Origin of the sequence: Amycolatopsis sp. WAC 01375 (genome assembly GCF_003947325.1) — a bacterium.
Taxonomy (GTDB): Bacteria; Actinomycetota; Actinomycetes; order Mycobacteriales; family Pseudonocardiaceae; genus Amycolatopsis.
In genome coordinates this window covers 112,915-135,649 of sequence record NZ_QHHW01000025.1, presented here as the reverse complement: position 1 = coordinate 135,649, position 22,735 = coordinate 112,915, and the positions used below count along the sequence as shown (strand labels likewise).

The following is a 22,735-nucleotide window of genomic DNA, read 5'->3' as shown; positions in this document are numbered from 1 at the left end:
TCCGGGTTTTCCCGGGTAACCACCCTCGCGTGTCGCGTGCTGCCCAAAAACGAGGAGGTGCCATGTCCGACGTAGAACGAGTAGGTGTCATCGGAGCCGGGCTCATGGGCTCCGGCATCGCCGAGGTGCACGCACGGGCCGGTCTGGACGTGATCGTCACCGAGGTGAACCAGCCGGCGCTGGACTCCGGGCGAGCGCGGATCGAGAAGTCGCTGCAACGCGGCGTCAAGAACGGGAAGCTCTCGCAGGAAGACGCCGACGCGGCGCTCGGACGACTCCGCTTCACCACCGAGATCGGCGAGTTCGCCGACCGCGACCTCGTCATCGAGGCCATCCTGGAACAGGAGCAGGCCAAGGTCGAGGTGTTCCGGTCGCTGGACAAGATCGTCGAGCGCGAGGACGCGGTGTTCGCGTCCAACACCTCGTCGATCCCGATCATGAAGCTCGGGATGGCCACCGGCCGCCCGCAGCAGGTGGTCGGCATCCACTTCTTCAACCCGGTCCCGGTGCTGCCGCTCGTCGAGCTGGTGCCCTCGCTGCTGACCAGCGACGACACCGCCCGCCGCGCGGAGGAGCACGCGACCACGGCGTTGAGCAAGACGGTGATCCGGTCGCAGGACCGCGCCGGATTCATCGTGAACTCGCTGCTCGTGCCGTATCTGCTGTCGGCGATCCGGATGATCGAGTCGGGCTTCGCGTCGGCGGAGGACATCGACCGCGGTATGGAGCTGGGCACCGCGCACCCGATGGGCCCGCTGCGGCTTTCGGATCTGATCGGCCTGGACACCATCAAGGCCATCGCGGACTCGATGTACGCCGAGTTCAAGGAGCCGCTGTACTCGTCGCCGCCGCTGCTGCTGCGCATGGTCGACGCCGGCCTGCTCGGCAAGAAGACCGGCCGCGGCTTCTACAGCTACTCCTGACCTCCTTCGCCCTCCCCGCAATTAGTCACCTACTTGCGTTCTCGTACGCCCGAGCGCCGCAAGTAGGTGACTGATTGCGGGGCCCTAGACTCGGGGTCGTGGGACAGGGACAGCTGCGCGTGGGTCTGGTCGGTGCCGGTCCGTGGGCGAAGACGGTGCACGCGCCAGGCCTCGCCGATCACCCCGGCGTGACGTTGCGCGCGGCCTGGGCCAGGCGTCCCGAAGCCGCGAAGGAGCTGGCCGAAGCACACGGCGCGCAGGCTGTCGACAGTTTCGAGGAGCTGCTCGACCAGGTGGACGCGGTCGCGTTCGCGGTGCCGCCCGCCGTGCAGGCGGAACTTGCGGTCAAAGCGGCCGAGGCAGGCAAACACCTGATCCTGGAGAAGCCGATCGCCGCGGATCTCGACGGCGCGCGGCGGCTCGCGGACGCGGTGGAGGCCGCCGGTGTGGCCGCCCTCGTGGTCTTGATCCTGCGTTTCTCACCGATGACCCGCGAGTGGCTCGACGGCATCAAGGAAGCAGGCGGCTGGCGGGGCGGTGGCGCGCGATGGCTTTCGGGTGCGCTGCTCGGCGGCCAGTACCAGTCGTCCGCGTGGCGGCACGACTCCGGCGCGCTCGCCGACATCGGTCCGCACGCCCTCGATCTGCTGGACGCGGCGCTCGGTGAGATCACCGACGTGCTCGCCGCGCATCGGACCGATGACGATCTGTGGCAATTGCTGTTAGCCCACGAGGGTGGCGCGACCAGTACGGCGACCCTGTCGCTGCGGCTGCCGATCCAGCCGACGGTCGTCGAAGTGGCCGTTTACGGCGAGCACGGTTACCGCACTTTGGGCCGCAAGCCGGGTGCGGCCGTCGAGTCGTACACCGCGCTCCTGGACGATTTCGCCGCCATGGCCGCGAGCGGGACGACGTCGCACCCGTGTGACGTGCGCCGTGGTCTGCATCTGCAGAAACTGCTCGAACACGCGCGGCGGCTCGCCGGACACGGCAAGTAGTACACAGGTCACTCACAAGGCTTTTCCTTGTGCGATAACGCCTTCTTCCGGTTATTTCCAGATCATCCACAGGTTGTCCACAGGCCTCCTTTGTGGACGGTCCAGCGCGAGAAAAGATCACCTCTTAGTGCGGTTACTCCGCCATGCCGAGTTGATCTTGTGATGCGAAGGTGATCTTGGGCGCTCCGGAAAGGAAGGCCATGGGAGAGCTGCTCCGTGCTTTCGGCGCGATGATCCCGTTGACGATCACCGCGATCCCGTACGCGTTACTCGGCTGGCCGCTGCTCGCGGCGCACCGACGACGACGAAGACAAACAGACCGCTTCTGCGCGTCGGCGACGGCCGCCGTCGACATGACACTCGCGCTGGGCTGTTTCCTGGTGTTGTGCCTGGTCACGATGCCGGTGACCGGCGCACAGGGCAGCAGGCTCAGCCTCGAACCCGGCACCGACCTGCGTCTCGTCCTGAGCGACAGTGCCAACCTCTGGCAGGCGCTGGGCAACGTCCTCATGCTGAGCCCGCTCGGCGCGCTGCTTCCGGTGCGCTCCCGCCGCTTGCGTTCACTGTTCCGGATCGCGCTGGGCGCGCTGGCCGTCTCGGTGCTGGTGGAGGGCACGCAGTATCTGATCCAGGCCGGCCGGGTGACCTCCATCGACGACATCCTGCTGAACACGCTGGGTGCGGTGGCCGGTGCCGCGGTGAGCAGACGTCTGTGGCACCGCCTGGACGTCCGGCCGCCGGTGAAGATCCCGGTGCAGGTGCGGCGGGTCTGCGACGCCCCCGTCCGGTTGCGAGTCCCGAGATCGGTGTGGGACGAGCGGTATTCGAGCATCGCGCATCCGCAGCGGAGATAAAGGGTTTGACCGTCGTGCGAGAGTGATCGCGAAAGCCCTACGCACTGAGAAAGAGGGATGCCTCATGCCTGACGCCTTCGGTGGCGTCGGCACGAGCTAGCCGGCGCACACGCCAGCTCCACCACGCACGCGGGCCCTCCCGTGCGTCCCTTTCTTCTGCCCGAAAGGCTTTCCACCAGTGCTTTCCGAGACGATTCGTGCTTTGCAGTCCTACATTCGCCTCACCGCGGCGAAGTTCCGGGAGACCGAGCGGATCGGGCCGTTCCTGGCGACCTTCACGACCGGGAACGACCACATGTTCCTCAACTACGCGATCCCTGACGACGGCGCCGTCCCCACCGAGGACGACGTCGCCGCGCTCACCGAGGCGTTCCGTAAGCGCGGGCTCGTGCCGCGTCTGGAGTTCCTCACCGAAGCGGTTCCGGCCGCGGAGGCCGTGCTCGTCGAGTGCGGTTACACACTGGAGCGGCGGGTCCCGCTGATGATCTGCACTCCGGGGCAGGTCGCCGAACAGCCGGTTCCCACCGGGATCACGCTCGTCACCCCGAAGACACCGGCCGAACTCCGGCAGATGGTCCGGGCACAGAACGTGGCGTTCGGCGAGCCCGACCCCGGCGAGCACGTCGAGCCGTCGCCGGATCAGCTGAGCGGCGAGACCCTCTCGGTGATGGCCGTGACCGAGACCGGCGAGGTCGTCGGCGGCGGGGTCGCGACCCCGATCCTCGAGGGCGCGACCGAGATCGCCGGGATCGGAGTGATCGAGGAATACCGGAGCCACGGGATCGCCGCGGCGATGACGGAGTACCTGACGCGTGAAGCCCACGCGCGCGGCGGCCGGTCGGTGTTCCTGACGCCGGGTGCCGGGCAGGCGGAACGCGTCTACGGCCGGGTCGGTTTCAAGACCGCGGCCGAGTGCGTGCATCTGTCAGTCGGCTGAGCCTGTCATTCTTCGGAAAAGCGGCCGCGGCGTGACTTCTTGACCTCGCCGCGGCGTTTCTTCGACGCCAGGCGGCGTTCCTTCGAACCTCGTGAAGGTTTGGTGGGACGCCGCTTGGCGGCCGGGGGCGCCGACGCGTCCAGCAGCAGCATCACCAGCCGGGCACGCGCGGCTTCCCGGTTCATCAGCTGGGAGCGGTGTTCGGACGCGGTGATCGTGACGACCCCGTCGACCAGGCGCGACGAAAGCCGGTCCAGCATCCGGGCCCGGAGATGGTCCGGGATCGAAGCCGAACCGGCCACGTCGAAGGACAGTTCGACCCGCGAGTCCGTGGTGTTCACGCCCTGCCCACCCGGACCCGACGACCGGGAGAACCGTTCGCTCAATTCGGTACCCGGGATCACGAACCGGGTGCCGACCACCACGTCATCAGCCACAAGCCCAGTGTGTCATCCGGGCCCAAGCCTGTTTTTGACTGTGCGGAGTCAGAAGCGCGGGTGGTCGCCCGACAGCACGGCGCGGGGGCCGTCCGGGTCTTCCGCGGGCTGCACGTCGCCGAGGATCCACGCCGGCACGTGCCGCGCGGTCAGCATCGCCAGCGCCCGGTCGACGTCGTCGGCGCCGACGATCGCGACCATGCCGACGCCCATGTTGAACGTCTTCTCCAGTTCGGCGCGCTCGACCTTGCCGCGGTGGCCGATCAGCGCGAACACCGGCGCCGGGGTCCAGGTGCCGCGTTCGAGCCGCGCGACCAGGCCGCGCGGCATGACGCGGGCGAGGTTCTGCTCCAGGCCGCCGCCGGTGATGTGCGCGAACGTGCGGACATCGGCCTCGGCCGCCAGCGCGAGGCAGTCCTTCGCGTAGATCCTGGTCGGCTCCAGCATCTCCTCGCCGAGCGAGCGGCCGAACTCCTCGACGTGCCCGTCGAGCGGCATGCGCGCGATTTCCAGCAGCACGTGCCGGGCGAGCGAGTAGCCGTTGGAGTGCAGGCCGGACGAGCCGAGCGCGAGGACGACGTCGCCGGGGCGGACCCGCTCCGGGCCGAGCACGTTCGCCGCCTCGACGACGCCGATTCCGGTGCCCGAGAGGTCGTAGTCGTGCTCGCCCATCAGGCCGGGGTGCTCCGCGGTCTCGCCGCCGAGCAGCGCGCAGCCCGCCTGGACACAGCCTTCGGCGATGCCGCCGACCAGTGCCGCGATCTTCTCCGGCACGACCTTGCCGACGGCGATGTAGTCCTGCATGAACAGCGGCTCGGCGCCGGTGACGACCAGATCGTCGACGACCATCGCGACCAGGTCGATGCCGACCGTGTCGTGCTTGTCGAGCGCCTGCGCGACGGCGATCTTGGTGCCGACCCCGTCGGTCGACGAGGCGAGCACCGGCTCTTTCCACTTGTCCAGCTTCAGGGAGAACAGCCCGGCGAAACCGCCGACCCCGCCCATCACCTCGGGCCGCGTGGCCCTCTCGGCGTGCGGTTTGAGCAACTCGACGGCTTTGTCACCGGCGTCGATGCTGACGCCGGCGGCGGCGTACGTGGCGCTCGTGGACTCGCTCACGGAAGCGGACTCCAACTCTGGAAGAAAGGAAATCGGGCTAGGGACGCCGGATGGCGTCCTCAGCACCGTACCCGGCGGGGCTGACGGGCTTCGCCGCGCCATTGACCGAGTCCAGGCTCTCCAGCAGGTGCTTCCCGATCAGCGCGTCTTCGGGGAGCGCGATCGGGTACTCGCCGGAGAAGCACGCGGTGCACAACCGCGACTTCGGCTGCTCCGAAGCCGCGACCAGCCCGTCCAGGGAGATGTACCCCAAGGTGTCCGCGCCGATGGAGCGGCGGATGCCGTCGAGATCGACGCCGTTGGCCACCAGTTCGGCGCGCGAGGCGAAGTCGATCCCGTAGAAACACGGCCAGCGGACGGGCGGCGACGCGATGCGGACGTGCACCTCGAGCGCGCCCGCCTCCCGCAGCATGCGGACCAGCGCGCGCTGGGTGTTGCCGCGGACGATGGAGTCGTCGACCACGACGAGCCGCTTGCCGCGGATGACGTCGCGCAGCGGGTTCAGCTTCAGGCGGATGCCGAGCTGGCGGATGGTCTGCGACGGCTGGATGAAGGTGCGGCCGACGTAGGCGTTCTTCACCAGGCCGGTGCCGTAGGGGATGCCGGAGCCCTGCGCGTAGCCGATGGCGGCCGGGGTGCCGGATTCGGGCACCGGCATGACCAGGTCGGCGTCGGCCGGATGCTCGGCGGCGAGTTTGCGGCCGATCTCGACGCGGGTGGCGTGCACGCTGCGGCCGGCGATGGAGGTGTCGGGGCGCGCGAGGTAGACGTACTCGAAGACGCAGCCCTTGGGGTCCGGGTTCGCGAACCGCGAGGAACGCAGGCCCTCCGCGTTGATCGCGATGAGCTCACCGGGCTCGACCTCCCGCACGAACGACGCGCCGCAGATGTCCAGCGCGGCCGTCTCGCTCGCGACCACCCAGCCGCGTTCGAGCCTGCCGAGCACCAGCGGGTGCACGCCGTGCGGGTCTCGCGCGGCGTACAGGGTGGACTCGTCGGCGAAGACCAGGCAGAAGGCGCCCTTGAGGGTGGGCAGCAGTTCCAGCGCGGCGGCTTCGATGCCCTTGTCCGCGGCGTTGGCCGCGAGCAGCCCGCACACCAGGTCGGAGTCGCTGGACGAACCGGTCAGGCCGGCGTGCGGTTTGAGACCGGCTTCGACCGTGCGATCCCGCAGTTCGGCGGTGTTGACCAGGTTCCCGTTGTGCGCGAAGGACAGGCCGCTGCCGGTGGCGGTGGTGCGGAAGATCGGCTGCGCGTTCTCCCAGATGGTCGCGCCGGTGGTCGAATAGCGGCAGTGGCCGACGGCGATATGTCCTTGCAGCGACTGCAGGACCTGCTCGTCGAACACCTGGCTGACCAGGCCGAGATCCTTGAAGACGACGATCTGCGAACCGTCGGAGACCGAGATGCCGGCCGCCTCCTGGCCGCGGTGCTGAAGTGCGTAGAGCCCGTAGTAGGTCAGCTTCGCGACCTCTTCTCCGGGCGCCCAGACACCGAAGACGCCGCATTCCTCGCGGGGTTCCGGATCGGGCTGGTCGGTCACGGGCTGTCCGGCGACGGACGGGTCGGAAACCACCGAGGTGCTCCCAGGGAGAAGAGGGCAGGCCACCACCAGTCTAAACGGTGAGCCGGAGATCAACGCGCCGCGCGACGTGGCACTGGACACGCTTCGAGTGATGACCGTGAGTGACGAGCGGGTGTCAAGGCCCGGCACTCACGACCCCCGACCAGCCGACCGCTCCCCCTCGACAGAGGCGATCGACTGTGCTTGGTGGCGCCGAAGCGAACTCGGCAACCGGACCGAGGTGGGGGTCCGGGGGCGTGTCCCCCGGGCAGGCCCGGGGTTGCACCCCGGAAATCAGCCCGCGGCGAGCCATTTGGAGGTGCCGCCACGGCCGGGGACCCAGCAGCCCTTGGCCGCGGTCTCCGGAAGGCACAGCGAGCCGGGAGTCCGCTCGTCCGGGAGCGCGAGCAGTGCCGTCAGCACCGTCGCCGCGTCGCCGGCGAACCGCCACAGCCAGACCGCGGGCTCGAGGATGTCCTCCTCGGTACCGGGCATGCGGGTCGCGACGACGTCGTCCTCGGCGTTGAGCCGGACCACGTCGACCACGTTGTCGTGGACTCGCACGCCGACCACGGCCATGACCTCGCCGTTCGCGTCGCACGGGTGCACGAACTGGTACCCGCGGTGGATCAGTTCCTGCAGGCCGCTTTCGATGTCGGTGATTTCCGCGGTGATGGTGTCACCCGAGAACGTCATCGAATTCGCCGTCCTTGGCGCCCGCGAGGAACGCGGCCATCTCGGCCTGGGTGTAGATCAGGGCCGGACCGGTCGGGAAGCGCGAATTGCGCATCGCGATCTCGCCGGACGCGAGCGGTGCCACCTCGACGCAGTTGCCGATGGCGTTGCTGTAGCTGGCTTTGCGCCACTGGGCACCGGTAAGACGATCGGCCGGGATGCCGTTGTCGAACTGTTCAGCCATTGTCCCCACCTTCCCCGACAGAAGACTTCGGGCGATGCATCTGCATGTGCATTTGCCTGTGATCCCAAAGTTAGCACGTGTGACTGCAGCGGTAAATGCACGTGCAGAAGTTTTTGCAGAACTCGCGTGCGGTGATGACTTAAGTCCTCGACCATCCCACCAAAGCGTGACGAGCGCAGCCCCCGATGGGTGAACAACTACCGCTTGTGGTCGAACTTTCGGCTGAAGGCAAGGAAACCCCTGCCGTCACCGGGACAGCGGGAGAACACCACAACGGTGAGTGGCTCAGATTTCGGCGCGGCGCTTCAGCAACATCTGGCGGCTGCGGTCCGGCGTCTCCGCGTCGACCGCGAGCATGTCCAGCGACCGGCTGTACCGCTCGATCTCGTCGCGCTTGTCGATGTAGTGCGCGCCGGTCAGGTACTCGGTGTAGGCGATGTTCGGCAATTCCTCTTCGGCGAACCTGAGCAGCGAGAACGCGCTGTCGGCGGAGTAGCCGCTCCGGTCGTACGGGAGGACCTGCACCGAGATGTTCGGCTGCTGGATCATCTCCAGCAGGTGGTCGATCTGCGCCTTCAGCACCTCGCGGTCGCCGATCGGGCGGTAGAGCACCGACTCGTCGAGCACCAGCCACAACCGCGGCGCGTCCGGCCGGGACAGCATCTTCTGCCGCCGCATCCGCAGCGCGACCCGGCGGTCGATCTGCTCGTTGACCATGTCCTTGCGGCCGTGGCTCATGATCGCCCGCGCGTAGTCCTCGGTCTGCAGCAGACCCGTGACGTACAGCGGCTCCCACACCTGGATACGGGCCGCGGCCTCTTCGAGTCCGACGAGGTCGTTGAACCAGCTCGGCATCAGGTCGCCGTAGCGGCGCCACCAACCCGGCTCGTTCGACTCCTTGACCATGTCGAGGAACTGCTGCCGCTCACCGGGATCGGTCATCCCGTACATGGTCAGCAGATCGGCGACGTCGCGTTCCTTGAAGCCGACGCGGCCGAGCTCGAGACGGCTGATCTTCGACTCGGAACCCCGGATGCTGTAGCCGGCCTCCTGGCGCGTGATGCCCGCGTCCTCACGCATCCGCCGGAGCTGAGAGCCGAGGATCATCCGCCGCGCGGTGGGACCCAGGGACTGCTCACCGCCAGGCGGGGTGACCGCGTTCATCGACCGGGGACCTTTCGTAAGACGACACTCACAGGGGGAACAAGCCGATTACTGAAAGTACACGTTTGGACCTCGACACGACAGGGACGGCTCGGTTTACCGGTCGCGTACGTGGTTCTACTCTACGTAGAGCCCGAGACTTCCGACACAGTTTTGTGAGGTTCAAGATGCCCGACGCCCCGACCCGGACGGAACGAGTGCCCGTGGGTGTCGACCCGACCCGGGCCAGCATCGCCCGGGTGTACGACGCCTTCCTGCTCGGCAAGGACAACTACGAGATCGACCGGGAGGTGCTGCGCAAAGTCCAGCAGGCGGCCCCCGAGGCGCAGGACCTGGCGACCGAGAACCGCGGCTTCCTGATCCGCGCGTGCCGGTTCCTCGCCAGCCAGACGGGCATCACCCAGTTCCTCGACCTCGGATCCGGCCTCCCGACCGCCGAGAACACGCACCAGGTCGTGCAGCGGATCAACCCGGAGATCAAGGTCGTCTACGTCGACAACGACCCGGTCGTCCTCGCCCACGGGCGCGCGCTGCTCGAAGAGAACGAGAACACGCACTTCGTGTCGGACGACATCTTCGAGCCGGAGCGGATCGTCGACAACCCGGACATCCGGCGGCACATCGACTTCACGCAGCCGATCGCGTTGCTGCAGCTCGGGACCCTGCACCACTACAACGGGCCGCACGACGAACCGGCCAAGATCATGAGGAAGTACATCGACGCGCTGCCGTCGGGTTCGTACGTGGCGATCTCGCACTTCTCCGACCCGCAGGACGACCTGTCCGAGATCGCCCGCAAGATGGAGGACTTCTTCATCCACAGCCCGATGGGCTCTGGCACCTTCCGCACGAAGGCCGAGATCGAGGAGCTGTTCCACGACCTCGAGATGGTCGAGCCGGGCGTCCAGCTGTGCGCCGACTGGTGGCCGGACGGCCCGCGGATCAAGGAGCTGAACACGGCTCAGCGGACGATCTCGGGCGGCATCGGCCGGAAGGCTTAAGACCGCCCCCGGCTGCTATGAAAGGTCCTTTCCTTGCAAAATTTGCGAGGAAAGGACCTTTCATTGCATACCGGAGCGGGGTTCAGAGGCGCACCAGCGGCAGCCAGCGAGCCAGATCGGCCCTGCTCCCGGAGGCGGTGACCCGCCCCGATTCGACGGCGTCGGCCCAGCCGAGCAGCCCGGTCGCCAGTTCCAGCCACGTGCGCGGATCCGTCTCGACGACGTTCGGCGGCGTCCCGCGCGTATGGCGCAATCCTTCGACACACTGCACAGCCGCGAACGGCGGCACCCGCACTTCGACACTCTTCCCCGGGGCGTCCCCGGCCAGCGTCCGCAGGCTCAGCCGCACCGCCGCGGCCAGCTCCGGACGGGCCGGTTCCGGACCGGATCCGCTCAACCAAGGGGAAATCGCCGCGATCGCGGCACGTAACTCAGCGGGGTCGACCGAACGCGAAGAGGCCATGGGAGAACAGTAGAGTGAGCGCGAACAAACCTTCAGGCACCCGGAACGTGGGGATGGCGATGGCGCAGCGGGACGAGGCGGATCGGTTGGCGTCGAGCCCGGCGGGCAAGCGGAAACAGGCCAAGCCGAAGATCACCGAAGAGATGCGCGCCAACGCGAAGGCCAACCCGAACAGCTGGCTTTATGTCATCGACGAGGCCTTCGATCCCGACGGCCCGGTGCCGTCCTGGGCGGTCGTCGGCGCTTACCCGGTGAACGGCGCGGGCGAGATCGTCGAGGACTTCCACCCCAACGACCGCTACCGCCCCTCGCCGAAGGCGCTCGGCTTCCCGGAGCCGCGGAACGAACTCGAGCAGTTGCTCCAGCTGGTGCGCACGAACCACCGCCCGGCCGCCGATCTGCCCCGGGTCATCCTCGACTCGACGCTGTTCGTCTACGCGCTTTCCCCGGTGCAGCGCACGGTGATCGGCTTCCACAACACCGACGGCAAGGTGCTCGTGCCTGCTTACACGGCGAAGGCGCTGGTCCCGCGCGAATGGCCGCACGCCCGCGCGGTGCTTGGCCGGGACATGGTCCCGCTGCTCGCCGGGCACCCCGTGACGATCAATCCGCACGACCGGCTCACCGCGATCATCCCCTCGGAGCACCTCGACAAAGCCCTTTTGGACGAGCGTCGTTGAGGCCCGATTAACCCACTCGGCCCAATTTTTTCGGGTTGCAGGCCACTCTTTCGGGTGATGTTCGAGTCGCTGATTCTCTTTCCGAGGGGGATCGTGGCGACGTGATGAGTCGCAGAGTGTGTTCGAAAGGCTGGGGGGCCGTCCTCGCGGCGGGGGTTCTGTTGCTCGCGCAGACCCCCGCCGTCGCACGTGAAAGCGGGCCCCGCTACGACGGGGCGGAGGAGCACTACGCCGGTTCGCAGATCGCGCTGCACGAAGGCGTCAATGTGTCGGTGGGGCCGCTGTACGGCGGCGAAGCGCAAACGCTCGGCCACGACGTCAGCGGACATCAAGGCGACGTCGACTGGCCCGGTGCCGCCAGGACCGGCGCGAAGTTCGTCTACGTGAAGGCGACCGAAGGCACCGGCTTCGTCAACCCGCGGTTTCCCCAGCAGTACAACGGTTCCTACGGCGTCGGCCTGATCCGCGGCGCGTATCACTTCGCCCGCCCCGACATTTCGGACGGCGCCGCGCAGGCGCACTACTTCGTCGACCACGGCGGCGGCTGGTCCGGCGACGGCAAGACGCTGCCTGGCGCGCTCGACGTCGAGTACAACCCTTACGGCGAAACGTGTTACGGCAAGACACCGGGGCAGATGGTCGCGTGGATGGCGTCGTTCGCGGAGACCTATCTGTGGCGGACCGGGCGGCATCCGGCGATCTACACGTCGACGAGCTGGTGGAAGCGCTGCACCGGCAACAGCACCGTGTTCTGGCAGAACCCGTTGTGGCTCGCGCGCTACAACACGGAGATCGGCGAGCTGCCCGCGAGCTGGAAACACCAGACCATCTGGCAGTTCTCGAACAAGGGCAGCCTGCCCGGCGACCAGAACTGGTTCAACGGCACGGTCGACCGGGTGCGTGCGCTGGCCGTCGGCTGAGCGCTCACCCGACCAGGCGTTACAAGATCACATAACCCGACCTTGTTGGAAATGAAAATCACCCACGCGTAGTACAAATTTCACGGAAGTTAGTGACAAACCCGGCACTCATCGTCAACAATCGTGCCCGGACGGCTACCACCTGCAAGGTCGCCGTCCTCAGCGAGGGTTATCCGTGAAGGGATTGTCGTAATGCGCACTTCCCGAAGAATCACCATCGCCGTCGGCTCCGCGCTGCTCCTGCTCGGCAGCACGGTCCAGGCGTCGGCCGCCCCGTCCCCCGAGATCATGTCGATCGAACAGGATCTTCAGCAGAACGACCACACGATCGGATCGCAGATCCGGCGCGTGGAAGGCGACACCTCCACCCCGGAATCGAAGGCCAAGGCCGCGCAGCCGCAGCCCGAGGCCGGGGTGCTCGCGACCGTCGCGGGCATGGACGTGGCCAGCTATCAGAAGAACGTCGACTGGGCCTACTGGTGGGGTCAGGGCAAGCGCTTCGTGTGGACGAAGGCCACCGAAGGCACGAGCTACAAGAACCCGTACTTCGCCCAGCAGTACAACGGTTCCTACAACCAGGGCTTCATCCGCGGCGCGTACCACTTCGCCCTGCCGAACGTCTCGAGCGGTGCGGCGCAGGCGGACTTCTTCATCAACAACGGCGGTGGCTGGTCCAAGGACGGCAAGACCCTGCCGGGCGCGCTGGACATGGAGTACAACCCGTACGGCGCCACCTGCTACGGCTTGAGCCAGGCTTCCATGGGGGCATGGATCCGCGCGTTCCACGACCGGTACAAGGCACGCACCGGCCGCTGGCCCGTCATCTACACCTCGACGAGCTGGTGGAGCACCTGCGTCGGCACGTCGCAGAACTTCGGTGGCACCGTCCCGCTGTGGATCGCGCGGTACGCCTCCACCGTGGGCACGCTGCCGTACGGCTGGAGCTTCTACACCGTGTGGCAGTACACCTCCAGCCCGCTCGACCAGAACACCTTCAACGGCGCCTACGACCGTCTGCAGGCACTGGCCAACGGCTGAGCTGCGCATTCCGTTGAAGAGCGGCTCCCGGCCTCGGCCGGGAGCCGTTTTTCAACGCCGCTTTCAAGCGAGGTACCTTCCGAGCAGAAATCCCTGGCATGGGCGGATCCGGAACCAGCGCTGACCGCCGGTCGTCTGATCTCCAGCCTCAGGCCCCAGTACGGAAGGCGAGACCGATGACCTACCCACCCCAGCCAGGCCAGCCCTACGGCCAGGACCCCCAGGGACAGCAACCGCAGCCGGGTGGCTGGGACCAGACCCAGCAGTACGGTCAGCCTCAGCAGTACGGGCAGCAGCAGGGCTGGGACCAGACCCAGCAGTACCAGCAGCAGCCCCAGCAGGGCTGGGACCCGAACCAGCAGTACCAGCAGCAGGGCTGGGACCCGAACAACCAGGGTTACCCGCAGGGCCAAGGCGGCCCGCCGCCGCAGAAGAGCAAGACCGGACTGATCATCGGGATCGTGATCGGCGTGGTCGTGCTGGTCGCCTTCGGTGTCACCGGTTTCGTCGCGCCGGGCTTCCTGCTCAGCAAGGACGATGGGAACACCGCCGCGCCGCCCGCGTCGTCGTCCGAGAACGCGCCGACCTCCGCGCCGAAGAGCAGCCCGAAGTCGAGCACGACCAGGACCCCGAGGAGCTCGGAGAACGGTGGCGGTGCCGGCGATCCTCAGGGCGTCCAGGTCATCACGGACTTCCTCGCCAAGATCTCCAGCGGCGACAAGACCGGCGCGGTCGCCCTCGCCTGTGAAAACCGGCGGGCGAACATGGGCAGCATGATCGACCTCTTCCTGCCGCCGGGCTCCACGGCCGAGGTCAAGAAGACCCAGGGCACCAGCAGCATCGTCATGGCCGAGATCACCGGAACGGTCGAGGGCGCCGACGCCAAGGGCACCGTGATCGCGCAAAGCCAATCGGGCAGCGCCTACTGCGTCTCTTCCCTGCTGGTATCCAAGGTCCGATGAAGCGGTTGCTCCGCTCCCCGCTGCTCTGGACGTTCGTCGTCTCGCTCGTCCTGCTGCTCGCGGTCGGCGGCTGGTTGCTGACAGATCCGGCGACCAGCCGCAGCGAGGCACTGAAGACCGGCGGCATCGCCGGAGGCGCCATCGTCGCGCTGTACGCGTTGTGGCTCAACGACAGGCGTCGTCGGGTCGAAGAGCGGCGGCAGGAAGTCGAGCGACAGCGGCAAGAACTCGAACTGCGGCGGGCCGACCAGGACCGCGACCGGATCTCGGACGAACGGTTCGCGAAGGCCGTCGAACTGCTCGGGCACGACGCCGACCAGGTGCGGGTCGGGGCCCTGCACGCACTGGCCGGGCTGGCCCGCGGCCGGGCGATCTACACGCAGACGGTGCTGGACATCCTGTGCTCGTACCTGCGGCGGCCGTTCGAACATCCGCGGTACAAGGACACGGCGAAACGGGACGGGAACACCGCGCCGGAGGAGGGCTCCGCGGAGGAGGACCAAGAACTCCAGGTGCGGCAGACCGCGCAACGGCTGATCGGGGAACTGCTCCCGGCCGCGGATTCCGAGGGCACGCCCGGATACGACCTCGACCTGACGGGCGCGGTGCTGGAGTACTTCGATCTTTCGGAGCGGAAGATCGGCAAGCTGTTGCTCCGCTACGGCGGTCTGTACAGCAGCACCAACCTCTCCGGTTGCGTGTTCCTCGGCCCGGTGTACCTGACCGGCGCGGGAACGGCCGCGAAGAAGCTGATCGGCTTCTTCCGGTGCAATGACGCCAAATTCGAACAGCGCGCGTGGTTCAGCGGGGTCCGCTTCTCCGAGGACGCCGAGTTCCGCGGCACCGTGTTCGCGGGCGAGACGTCCTTCAAGGACAGCGTCTTCGCGAAAGACGCCGTCTTCGCCGGCTCCCGGTTCAAGGGGACGCTGGATCTGCACCGCGCCCGGTTCCAAGGCTTCGCGGATCTCGGTTTCCGCGAGCCGCCCGGCACGGTTTCGCTGTACAACACGACGGTGGAACCCGCGAGGGACCACGAACTCCCGGACGGCTGGACCGTCGAAACCCTGCCGGACGGCCGTGCCCGGCTCACGGTGAAGGACTGATGAAGCGCCTGCTCAAGTCGCCGCTGCTGTGGACGTTGCTGTCCTCGGTCGTGGTGCTCGTCGGGGTCACCGCCTGGCTGCTCATGGATCGCGCGACCAGCCGCGGTGACGCGCTCAAGACCGGCGCCCTCGCCGGCGGGGCGATCGCCGCGCTCTACGGGCTCTGGCTCAACGACCGGCGAAGGCGGACCGAAGAGGACAGGCACGAGATCGAGCGCAGCCGGATCTCCGACGAGCGCTTCGCCAAGTCGATCGAACTGCTGGGCAACGAGGCCGATCAGGTCCGGGTCGGTGCGATGCATTCGCTCGCGGGACTGGCCAGGACGCGTCCGGAGTACCGGCAGACGGTGCTCGACGTGCTGTGCGCCTATTTGCGGCGGCCGTTCGAACATCCGAGTTTCGACCGAGGCCGCGAGTGGGAACCGGCGGACAAGGCGGCCGCGGAACGCGAACGGCTGGTCCGGCGCGCGGCCGAACGGCTGATCCGCGACATCCTCCCCCACGCCGGGACCACCGGGCCGACGCTTTCGCTCAACCTCAGCGATGCGCGGCTCGACAAGCTGGGACTGCTCGGCAGGCGGGTCGGCTGGTTCGGCGCGGACCGCTGCGAGGTGCTGACCTACCTCGACCTCACCGACACCCAGCTGTCCGGGAAGTTCCAGCTCGAGAACGCGACGATCCACGGCGGGTTCGTACTCACGCGGGCGAGCTTCGAACGCAAGGTGTCGCTGGACGATCTCGTCGTCGAGTCGTCTGTCGACTTCAGCGTGGCGACCTTCGCGGAGCCGCCTTCGCTGGAGGGCGCCAAGTTCGGGGCGGGTTCAAAGATGTCGTGAGTGGCGATTCGGGTTCTAACCCGAATCGCCACTCACGACCACCTGTACCGAACGGCCACTTCAGCTTCAGTCGAACAGCGCCGGCAACGTCTTCTCCCAGGTCTCCCGAAGCTCGTCCAGCGTGAACTCCGTGATGTCCTGGAGTTCGAGCGAGCCCGATTCCGGGTCCACCACGCCGGTCTTGCGCCACGGCAGGCCACGCGCGGTGAGCATCTCGGTGAACCGCAGTTCCTCTGTGCGCGGCACGGCGACCAGCACCCGGCCCGCGGATTCGGAGAACAGCTGCACGAACGGGTCCTGCTCCGAGTCGAGGAAGACCCGGGCACCGCACTGTCCGATGAGGACGGTCTCGACGATGGTCTGGATCAGGCCGCCGTCGGAGATGTCGTGCGCGGCCGAGATCATGCCATCGCGGGAACCGGCGATGAGGATGTCGGCGAGCAGCTTCTCGCGGGCCAGGTCCACGCGAGGCGGGCGGCCGCCGAGGTGGCCGTGCAGTTCGCGCGCCCAGGCGGAACCGTCCAGCTCGTCGTGCGTTTCGCCGAGCAGCAGCAGGGTTTCCCCGGCCTCGGCGCCGATCCCGGTCGGGATGCGGCGGGTGACGTCGTCGATCACGCCGAGCACGCCGACCACCGGGGTCGGCAGGATGGCGACGTCACCGGTCTGGTTGAAGAAGCTGACGTTGCCGCCGGTGACCGGGATGCCGAGTTCGACGCAGCCGTCGGCGAGACCGTGCACGGCCTGCTCGAACTGCCACATCACACCCGGGTCGGTCGGCGCGCCGAAGTTCAGGCAGTCCGACACCGCGACCGGCTTCGCGCCACTGGTGGCGACGTTGCGGTACGCCTCGGCCAGCGCGAGCTTCGCGCCCTCGTACGGGTCGAGGTAGACGAACTTGCTGTTGCAGTCGGTCGAGACGGCGACCCCGCGGCCGGTCGACTCGTCGATCCGGATGACGCCGGAGTCCGACGGCTGCGCGGACACGGTGTTGCCGCGCACGTAGCGGTCGTACTGGGAGGTCACCCATTCCTTCGACGCCTGGTTCGGCGACGAGATCAGCTTGAGGATGTCGGCGCGCAGTTCGTCCGCAGTGGACGGACGCGGCAGCTTCGCCGAGGTGTCGGCCTGCAAAGCGTCCTGTGTGGACGGACGCTGGATCGGGCGGTCGTACACCGGGCCCTGGTGCGCCACGGTGTGCGCCGGGACGTCGACGACGACCTCGTCGTTCCAGGTGATGACCAGGTGCTCGCCGTCGGTGACCTCGCCGATGTCGGTGGCGATGACGTCCCACTTCTCGCAGACCTTCATGAACGCCTCGACGTTCTCCGGCGAGACGACCGCGCACATGCGCTCCTGCGACTCGCTGGACAGCACCTCCGCCGGGGTCATCCCGGTGGCGCGCAACGGAACCCGGTCGAGGTAGATGTGCATGCCGCCGTCACCGGCGGCCGCCAGCTCCGACGTCGCGCAGGAAAGCCCGGCGCCACCGAGGTCCTGGATGCCGACGACGAGCTTCTGGGCGAACAGTTCGAGGCAGCACTCGATGAGCACCTTCTCGGTGAACGGGTCGCCGACCTGGACGCTCGGCAGCTTCTTGCGGCCGCCCGAGCTTTCGTCACCCGAGAAGGTGTCGCTGGCGAGCACGGACACGCCGCCGATGCCGTCGAGGCCGGTGCGCGCGCCGAACAGGATGATCTTGTTGCCCTTGCCCGAGGCGAACGCCAGGTGCAGGTCCTCGACGCGCATCGCGCCGACACACAGGGCGTTGACCAGCGGATTTCCCGCGTAGCTCTGGTCGAACACCAGCTCGCCGCCGATGTTCGGCAGGCCGAGGCAGTTGCCGTAGCCGCCGACGCCGGCGACCACGCCGGGCAGCACACGGCGGGTGTCGGGGGCGTCCGCCGGGCCGAAGCGCAGCGCGTCCGCCACCGCGAGCGGGCGCGCGCCCATCGCCATGATGTCGCGCACGATGCCGCCGACGCCGGTCGCGGCACCCTGGTACGGCTCGACGTAGGACGGGTGGTTGTGGCTCTCGACCTTGAAGGTGACCGCCCAGCCCTCGCCGATGTCGACGACGCCCGCGTTCTCGCCGATGCCGGCGAGCATCTTCTCCTTCATTTCGGGAGTGGCGGTCTCACCGAAGTAGCGAAGGTGCTTCTTCGAGGACTTGTACGAGCAGTGCTCGCTCCACATCACCGAATACATCGCCAGTTCGGCGTCGGTCGGACGGCGGCCGAGGATCTCCCTGATCCGGGCGTACTCGTCGTCGGCGAGGCCGAGCTCGACGTACGGCTGGGTCAGTTCGGGGGTCGCCTCGGCGCGTTGAGTGGTGTCAACGGTGCTGGTCACGGTGTCAACCTCAGGGTTCGCCACGGCCTTAAGAGTAGGCGAGCGCATAGGGCGGCTCGCGGTCGCCTGCACATAAATCGGTCGCGCCCGCGACGGCGATCCGCTTAACGTCGACAATCGTGCTTTCCGCCACATATCCCCTTCCGCGACTACGCCTGCCCGCCAAGCCGACCGCTTGGCGGTACCTCGTCAGGATGATGCTCGCGCGCCCGGGGCTGCTCGCCGTCTCGGCGATCAGCGGTGCGCTGTGGTCGCTGCCGATCGCCCTGTTGCCGGTCGCGATCGGGCGGGGCATCGACGCGATCGGCCGCGGCGACGGCGATTCCGTCTGGTTGTGGGGCCTCGCGGCCGCCGGGCTCGGGATCGCGCAGACGCTCGCGGGCACGGTGCAGCACTTCGCCTCCTACGGCTGCTGGATCCACGGCGCCGGGGTGACGCAGCGGCTCGCCACCGAACACGCGGCGAAGCTGGGCGCGAACCTGCGCGACACGACCACCACGGGTGACGTGGTCGCGATCACCACCAGCGACATCAACCCGATCGGTGATTCCTTCGAGGTGCTCGGGCGGGCCTTCGGCTCGCTGATCGCGTTCATCGTGTGCGCCACGGCGCTGTTGTCGACGTCCCCGCTGCTCGGCGTGGTCGCGCTGGTCGGCGTCCCGCTGGCGGTGGTCGGCATCGGTCCACTGCTGAAGCCGCTGGAGAAGCGCCAGACGAAGCAGCGCGAGGAGAAGACCGACGTCAACGCGCTGGCCGCGGACATCGTCTCCGGCCTGCGGATCCTTCGCGGCGTCGGCGGCGAGAAGCAGTTCCTCGACCGCTTCCGCCGCTCCAGCCAGCGGGTGCGGGCGGCCGGTGTCCAGGTCGGACGCAGCGAAGCGTGGCTCGCGGGCGCCGAGGTCGCGCTGCCGGGACTGGTCACGGTGGTCATCACCTGGCTGGGCGCGCAGCTGGCGATCAACGGCACCATCGGCGTCGGCGAACTGATCACGTTCTACGGCGTCTCGGTGTTCCTGGTGATCCCGGTGACGACGGCGACCGAGTTCGCGGGCGTGCTGAGCGCCGCGCTGGTTTCGGCGCGGAAGGTGTGCAAACTGCTTTCCACCGAACGCACGCTCGCCGAGCCGGAGCACCCGGTCCCGCTGCCGGAAGGCCCGCTGGACCTGTACGACGAGACGACCGGGATCAAGGCCGAGGCCGGGAAGCTGACCGTCATCGACGTCGGAGCCGATGCCGAAGCGGTGGCTTCACGGATGGCGCGGTTCACCGATCCGAGTGAACCTGCCCTCGTCGGCGGGGTTCCGGTGGATCGGGTCGCCCTCGGTGAGCTGCGGCGGCGGGTCGTGTTCGCGCACAACCAGGACATCTGGTTCTCCGGAGTGCTGCGCGAACAGGTCGCCCCCACCGAGCCCGGCGAGGTCGAGATCACCGAAGCGCTGTACGCGGCGGACGCCGACGACATCGTGGACGCGCTGCCCAACGGCGTCGACGAAGTGATCGGCGAACGCGGACGTGAGGTTTCCGGTGGCCAGCGGCAGCGGCTGAACCTGGCCCGCGCGCTGGCGACCGACGCCGACGTCCTGCTGCTCGACGAGCCGACCTCGGCCGTCGACGCGCACACCGAAGCCCGCATAACCGAACGCGTCGCGAAGCTGCGGCGCGGCAAGACCACCGTCGTGTTCAGTCAGAGTCCACTGTGGACACATGTGGCCGATGTGGTCGTGAGTACGAAAGTACCGGCATGAAGAAGCTGCCGTTGGCAGACAAGAAAGACGTCAGACGGTGGATCAAGGAGACCGCGCGGGACAACAAACGCGAGTTCTCCGTGATGCTCGGCCTGTTCTGCGTCGCGACCGCGATCGGGCTGGCCGGGCCGCGGCTGCTGGGCGTGCTGGTGGACGAGGTCGTCGGAGGCACGACGACCACCACGATCACCTGGCTCGCGGTCGCGTTCGTGGTGGTGCTGGGCGCACAGGCCTGGTTCAAGGGGCTGGCCAGGCTCCGCGCGCGGGTGTTCGGCGAGCGGATCCTCGCGCGCAACCGCGAGGAGTTCGTCGGCAACGCGCTGAACCTGCCGCTCGGGACGGTCGAGGCGGCGGGCACCGGCGACCTGCTCAGCCGGGCGACCACCGACGTCAGCCGCATCGACCACGCGGTGCGGTTCGGCGCGCCGGAAATCCTGATCGCCGCCGTCACGGTGGTGTTCACCGTGACGGCGATGGTGCTCACGTCGCCGTTCCTGGCGCTGGGCCTGCTGGTCGCGCTGCCGCTGCTGGTGCCGGTCAACATCTGGTACCAGCGGCGGATCCCCGACGTGATGCGGCGGATGCTGGACAAGTGGTCCGAGCTCCAGTCCACCACGCACGAGACCGCGGAGGGCGCGCGGACGGCCGAGGCGCTGAACCTGACCGGCCGCCGCATCAGCGCCGGGCACGACGGGCTCGGCGCGTCGATGCTGGGCGAGCGCAAGATCCGGGCGCTGCAGATGCGGTGGATCCCGTCGCTGGAGATCAGCTACGTGCTGCCGGTGCCGGTGATGCTCGGGCTGGGCCTGCTCGCCTACTCGAACGGCTGGGAAGGACTCGGCACGATCACCGCGATGCTGCTGTACTCGCAGGTCATGACCGGTCCGCTGAACGAGGCGCTGTTCTGGCTCGCGGACATGCAGGTCGCCGGGGCTTCGCTGCGGCGGCTGCTTGGTGTGCGGCCCGCTCCGTCTTCGGAGACGGCTTCGGAGGCTCCGCGCGGCCAGGACATCGAGGTGCGCGACGTGCGCTTCGGCTACAACGCGGACCGCGAAGTACTGCACGGGATCGACCTGCGGGTGCCCGCCGGTGAACGGCTGGCGATCGTCGGGCCGTCCGGTGCGGGCAAGTCGACCCTGGGACGGCTGCTGGCCGGGATGTCGGCGCCGACCTCGGGGTCCGTGCGGATCGGCGGCGCCGAGGTGTCGACGCTGCCGGACGACGTCCTGCGCGGCGAGGTCCTGCTGCTGACCCAGGAGCAGCACGTGTTCGCGGGGACGCTGCGGGACAATCTCACGCTGCCCGCCGGGGACTGGTCCGACGACCGGCTGCTGGCCGCGCTGGCCTCGGTCGGGGCTTCGGACTGGGTGGCGAGCCTGCCGGACGGGCTCGACACGAAGGTCGGGGCCGGGGCGGTCGCCGTCCCGGCGGCGCTGGCGCAGCAGCTGGCGCTGGCGCGGGTGGTGCTGGCCGACCCGCACACGCTGGTGCTGGACGAGGCGACGTCGCTGCTGGACACGGGTTCGGCGCGGGAGCTGGAACGGTCGCTGAGCGCGGTGCTCGAAGGGCGCACGGTGATCGCGATCGCGCACCGGCTGCACACGGCGGCCGCGGCGGACCGGGTCGCGGTCATCGAGGGCGGCCGGGTGACCGAGCTGGGTTCGCACGCGGAGCTGCTTGCCGCCGGTGGGCCTTACTCGGCTTTGGTGGCCGCGGCCTCCTGAAGTGCAATGAAAGGCCCCTTCATTGCAAATTTTGCAATGAAGGGGCCTTTCATTGCACGCGGGTCAGGCGGAGACGAGCGCGTCCACCGCGCTGTAGAACATGCCGAGCCCGTCGTCGGAAGGCCCGGTGAGGGCGTCGATGGCGTGCTCCGGATGCGGCATGAGCCCGACGACGCGGCCGTTCTCGCTGCGGATGCCGGCGATGTCGTTGCGCGAGCCGTTCGGGTTGCCGCCGACGTAGCGGAACACCACGCGGCCCTCACCCTCCAGCTCGTCGAGCGTGGCCTGCTCGGCGACGAAGCAGCCGTCGATGTTCTTCATCGGGATGAGGATCTCGGCGTCCTTGTCGTACCGGGTGGTCCACGCGGTGTCGTTGTTCTCGACGCGCAGCCACTGGTCACGGCAGATGAAGTGCAGGCCCGCGTTGCGGATCATCGCGCCCGGCAGCAGCCCGGCCTCGCACAGGATCTGGAAGCCGTTGCAGATGCCCAGCACCGGCATGCCCTTGTGGGCGGCCTCGATCACCGAAGACATCACCGGTGCGAAGCGGGCGATGACGCCGGCACGCAGGTAGTCGCCGTACGAGAAACCACCGGGGACGACGACGGCGTCGACGCCCTTCAGGTCCTCGTCCGCGTGCCACAGGGGCACGGCCTCGGCGTCGGCGTAGCGGACGGCGCGGGCGGCGTCACCGTCGTCGAGCGTGCCGGGGAAGGTGATGACCCCGATGCGGGCGCTCACGCGTCCACCCGCTTGATGGTCCACTGCTCGATGACCGGGTTCGCGAGGAATCCTTCGGCGATCTTTTCGAGCGTCGCGTCGTCGACGGAGTCGTCGACCTCGATCTCGAAGTGCTTGCCCTGACGGATCTCGGTGATCCCGGTGAAGCCGAGACGACCGGCGGCGCCGAGCGCGGCCTGCCCCTGCGGGTCGAGGATTTCGGGCTTGGGCATGACGTCGACAACGACTCGGGCCACGGCAGGCTGCTCCTTATTCACG

23 protein-coding genes are annotated in these 22,735 nt (G+C 68.2%); 13 read left to right on the top strand and 10 right to left on the bottom strand.

What is annotated here, in order from left to right; genetic code table 11:
- Positions 1 to 62: 62 nt before the first annotated feature.
- From DL991_RS14840 to DL991_RS14825, 4 genes are all read left to right on the top strand, one after another.
- The gene (locus DL991_RS14840; protein WP_125784883.1) at positions 63 to 923 is read left to right on the top strand and encodes a 3-hydroxybutyryl-CoA dehydrogenase; all 861 of its coding nucleotides are present in this window, start codon (positions 63 to 65) and stop codon (positions 921 to 923) included.
- 98 nt (positions 924 to 1,021) lie between these two features.
- A complete protein-coding gene (locus DL991_RS14835) occupies positions 1,022 to 1,921 on the top strand; it encodes a Gfo/Idh/MocA family protein (RefSeq protein WP_125784882.1) in 900 nt (299 codons plus the stop codon).
- 200 nt (positions 1,922 to 2,121) lie between these two features.
- A complete protein-coding gene (locus tag DL991_RS14830; RefSeq protein ID WP_125784881.1) occupies positions 2,122 to 2,775 on the top strand; it encodes a VanZ family protein in 654 nt (217 codons plus the stop codon).
- A 178-nt stretch (positions 2,776 to 2,953) separates the two neighbouring features.
- Positions 2,954 to 3,712, top strand: a complete 759-nt coding sequence (locus tag DL991_RS14825) for a GNAT family N-acetyltransferase (RefSeq protein ID WP_125784880.1) — start codon at positions 2,954 to 2,956, stop codon at positions 3,710 to 3,712.
- Positions 3,713 to 3,717: 5 nt separating this feature from the next.
- Here the strand turns inward: DL991_RS14825 and arfB are convergent, their stop codons facing one another.
- The 6 genes from arfB to DL991_RS14795 all read right to left on the bottom strand — a co-directional run bounded on the left by arfB (position 3,718) and on the right by DL991_RS14795 (position 8,915).
- A complete protein-coding gene (arfB, locus tag DL991_RS14820; RefSeq protein ID WP_233598854.1) occupies positions 3,718 to 4,149 on the bottom strand; it encodes an alternative ribosome rescue aminoacyl-tRNA hydrolase ArfB in 432 nt (143 codons plus the stop codon).
- 48 nt (positions 4,150 to 4,197) lie between these two features.
- The gene (purM, locus tag DL991_RS14815; protein ID WP_125784879.1) at positions 4,198 to 5,268 is read right to left on the bottom strand and encodes a phosphoribosylformylglycinamidine cyclo-ligase; all 1,071 of its coding nucleotides are present in this window, start codon (positions 5,266 to 5,268) and stop codon (positions 4,198 to 4,200) included.
- 37 nt (positions 5,269 to 5,305) lie between these two features.
- Positions 5,306 to 6,844, bottom strand: coding sequence for an amidophosphoribosyltransferase (gene purF / locus DL991_RS14810; RefSeq protein ID WP_125784878.1), 1,539 nt, complete (start codon positions 6,842 to 6,844; stop codon positions 5,306 to 5,308).
- 282 nt (positions 6,845 to 7,126) lie between these two features.
- Positions 7,127 to 7,528: a hypothetical protein gene (locus DL991_RS14805; protein WP_125784877.1), complete on the bottom strand. Its 402-nt coding sequence runs from the start codon at positions 7,526 to 7,528 to the stop codon at positions 7,127 to 7,129.
- Complete coding sequence (locus tag DL991_RS14800; protein ID WP_005152616.1) at positions 7,512 to 7,751, bottom strand: DUF397 domain-containing protein; 240 nt, start codon at positions 7,749 to 7,751, stop codon at positions 7,512 to 7,514. Before DL991_RS14800 ends, DL991_RS14805 begins: the two co-directional genes overlap by 17 nt.
- A 285-nt stretch (positions 7,752 to 8,036) precedes the next feature.
- Positions 8,037 to 8,915 (bottom strand): helix-turn-helix transcriptional regulator, encoded by an 879-nt coding sequence (locus DL991_RS14795; protein ID WP_125784876.1) that lies wholly within the window; start codon positions 8,913 to 8,915, stop codon positions 8,037 to 8,039.
- A gap of 203 nt (positions 8,916 to 9,118) precedes the next feature.
- Here DL991_RS14795 and DL991_RS14790 point away from each other — a divergent pair, with 203 nt between their 5' ends.
- Positions 9,119 to 9,916, top strand: a complete 798-nt coding sequence (locus DL991_RS14790) for an SAM-dependent methyltransferase (RefSeq protein WP_199746204.1) — start codon at positions 9,119 to 9,121, stop codon at positions 9,914 to 9,916.
- Positions 9,917 to 9,998: 82 nt separating this feature from the next.
- On the opposite strand, the gene DL991_RS14785 is transcribed toward DL991_RS14790, so the two are convergent.
- Positions 9,999 to 10,379 carry a sterol carrier family protein gene (locus DL991_RS14785; protein WP_034312575.1) on the bottom strand — a complete coding sequence of 127 codons (381 nt, stop codon included), beginning with the start codon at positions 10,377 to 10,379 and terminating at the stop codon, positions 9,999 to 10,001.
- Between the two features lie 53 nt (positions 10,380 to 10,432).
- Here DL991_RS14785 and DL991_RS14780 point away from each other — a divergent pair, with 53 nt between their 5' ends.
- From DL991_RS14780 to DL991_RS14755, 6 genes are all read left to right on the top strand, one after another.
- A complete protein-coding gene (locus tag DL991_RS14780) occupies positions 10,433 to 11,059 on the top strand; it encodes a type VII secretion system-associated protein (RefSeq protein WP_125785011.1) in 627 nt (208 codons plus the stop codon).
- 104 nt (positions 11,060 to 11,163) lie between these two features.
- Complete coding sequence (locus tag DL991_RS14775; RefSeq protein ID WP_199746181.1) at positions 11,164 to 11,979, top strand: lysozyme; 816 nt, start codon at positions 11,164 to 11,166, stop codon at positions 11,977 to 11,979.
- Between the two features lie 192 nt (positions 11,980 to 12,171).
- Positions 12,172 to 13,017: a lysozyme gene (locus tag DL991_RS14770; protein ID WP_125784874.1), complete on the top strand. Its 846-nt coding sequence runs from the start codon at positions 12,172 to 12,174 to the stop codon at positions 13,015 to 13,017.
- Positions 13,018 to 13,193: 176 nt separating this feature from the next.
- Positions 13,194 to 13,979 (top strand): Twin-arginine translocation protein TatA, encoded by a 786-nt coding sequence (locus DL991_RS14765; protein WP_125784873.1) that lies wholly within the window; start codon positions 13,194 to 13,196, stop codon positions 13,977 to 13,979.
- Positions 13,976 to 15,082, top strand: a complete 1,107-nt coding sequence (locus tag DL991_RS14760; RefSeq protein WP_125784872.1) for a pentapeptide repeat-containing protein — start codon at positions 13,976 to 13,978, stop codon at positions 15,080 to 15,082. The genes DL991_RS14765 and DL991_RS14760 overlap by 4 nt, the downstream gene beginning before the upstream one ends.
- The gene (locus tag DL991_RS14755; protein WP_125784871.1) at positions 15,082 to 15,918 is read left to right on the top strand and encodes a hypothetical protein; all 837 of its coding nucleotides are present in this window, start codon (positions 15,082 to 15,084) and stop codon (positions 15,916 to 15,918) included. Before DL991_RS14760 ends, DL991_RS14755 begins: the two co-directional genes overlap by 1 nt.
- A gap of 66 nt (positions 15,919 to 15,984) precedes the next feature.
- On the opposite strand, the gene purL is transcribed toward DL991_RS14755, so the two are convergent.
- Positions 15,985 to 18,315: a phosphoribosylformylglycinamidine synthase subunit PurL gene (gene purL, locus DL991_RS14750; protein ID WP_370306301.1), complete on the bottom strand. Its 2,331-nt coding sequence runs from the start codon at positions 18,313 to 18,315 to the stop codon at positions 15,985 to 15,987.
- 71 nt (positions 18,316 to 18,386) lie between these two features.
- On the opposite strand from purL, the gene DL991_RS14745 reads away from it, so the two are divergent.
- On the top strand, positions 18,387 to 20,012 hold the full coding sequence (locus DL991_RS14745; RefSeq protein WP_125784869.1) for an ABC transporter ATP-binding protein: 1,626 nt from the start codon (positions 18,387 to 18,389) through the stop codon (positions 20,010 to 20,012).
- Positions 20,009 to 21,736, top strand: coding sequence for an ABC transporter ATP-binding protein (locus DL991_RS14740; protein WP_125784868.1), 1,728 nt, complete (start codon positions 20,009 to 20,011; stop codon positions 21,734 to 21,736). Before DL991_RS14745 ends, DL991_RS14740 begins: the two co-directional genes overlap by 4 nt.
- A gap of 63 nt (positions 21,737 to 21,799) precedes the next feature.
- Here DL991_RS14740 and purQ read toward each other — a convergent pair whose 3' ends face one another.
- The gene (gene purQ / locus DL991_RS14735; RefSeq protein WP_007032539.1) at positions 21,800 to 22,477 is read right to left on the bottom strand and encodes a phosphoribosylformylglycinamidine synthase subunit PurQ; all 678 of its coding nucleotides are present in this window, start codon (positions 22,475 to 22,477) and stop codon (positions 21,800 to 21,802) included.
- Positions 22,474 to 22,713 (bottom strand): phosphoribosylformylglycinamidine synthase subunit PurS, encoded by a 240-nt coding sequence (gene purS / locus DL991_RS14730; protein WP_125784867.1) that lies wholly within the window; start codon positions 22,711 to 22,713, stop codon positions 22,474 to 22,476. Before purS ends, purQ begins: the two co-directional genes overlap by 4 nt.
- Positions 22,714 to 22,735: the final 22 nt, after the last annotated feature.

Coding starts and splice junctions, on each gene's coding strand:
- DL991_RS14840 (WP_125784883.1), top strand. CDS start 63: ATGTCCGACGTAGAACGAGTAGGTGTCATCGGAGCCGGGCTCATGGGC.
- DL991_RS14830 (WP_125784881.1), top strand. CDS start 2,122: ATGGGAGAGCTGCTCCGTGCTTTCGGCGCGATGATCCCGTTGACGATC.
- DL991_RS14805 (WP_125784877.1), bottom strand. CDS start 7,528: ATGACGTTCTCGGGTGACACCATCACCGCGGAAATCACCGACATCGAA.
- DL991_RS14800 (WP_005152616.1), bottom strand. CDS start 7,751: ATGGCTGAACAGTTCGACAACGGCATCCCGGCCGATCGTCTTACCGGT.
- DL991_RS14795 (WP_125784876.1), bottom strand. CDS start 8,915: ATGAACGCGGTCACCCCGCCTGGCGGTGAGCAGTCCCTGGGTCCCACC.
- DL991_RS14785 (WP_034312575.1), bottom strand. CDS start 10,379: ATGGCCTCTTCGCGTTCGGTCGACCCCGCTGAGTTACGTGCCGCGATC.
- DL991_RS14780 (WP_125785011.1), top strand. CDS start 10,433: ATGGCGATGGCGCAGCGGGACGAGGCGGATCGGTTGGCGTCGAGCCCG.
- DL991_RS14775 (WP_199746181.1), top strand. CDS start 11,164: ATGAGTCGCAGAGTGTGTTCGAAAGGCTGGGGGGCCGTCCTCGCGGCG.
- DL991_RS14770 (WP_125784874.1), top strand. CDS start 12,172: ATGCGCACTTCCCGAAGAATCACCATCGCCGTCGGCTCCGCGCTGCTC.
- DL991_RS14765 (WP_125784873.1), top strand. CDS start 13,194: ATGACCTACCCACCCCAGCCAGGCCAGCCCTACGGCCAGGACCCCCAG.
- DL991_RS14760 (WP_125784872.1), top strand. CDS start 13,976: ATGAAGCGGTTGCTCCGCTCCCCGCTGCTCTGGACGTTCGTCGTCTCG.
- DL991_RS14755 (WP_125784871.1), top strand. CDS start 15,082: ATGAAGCGCCTGCTCAAGTCGCCGCTGCTGTGGACGTTGCTGTCCTCG.
- purL (WP_370306301.1), bottom strand. CDS start 18,315: ATGCGCTCGCCTACTCTTAAGGCCGTGGCGAACCCTGAGGTTGACACC.
- DL991_RS14740 (WP_125784868.1), top strand. CDS start 20,009: ATGAAGAAGCTGCCGTTGGCAGACAAGAAAGACGTCAGACGGTGGATC.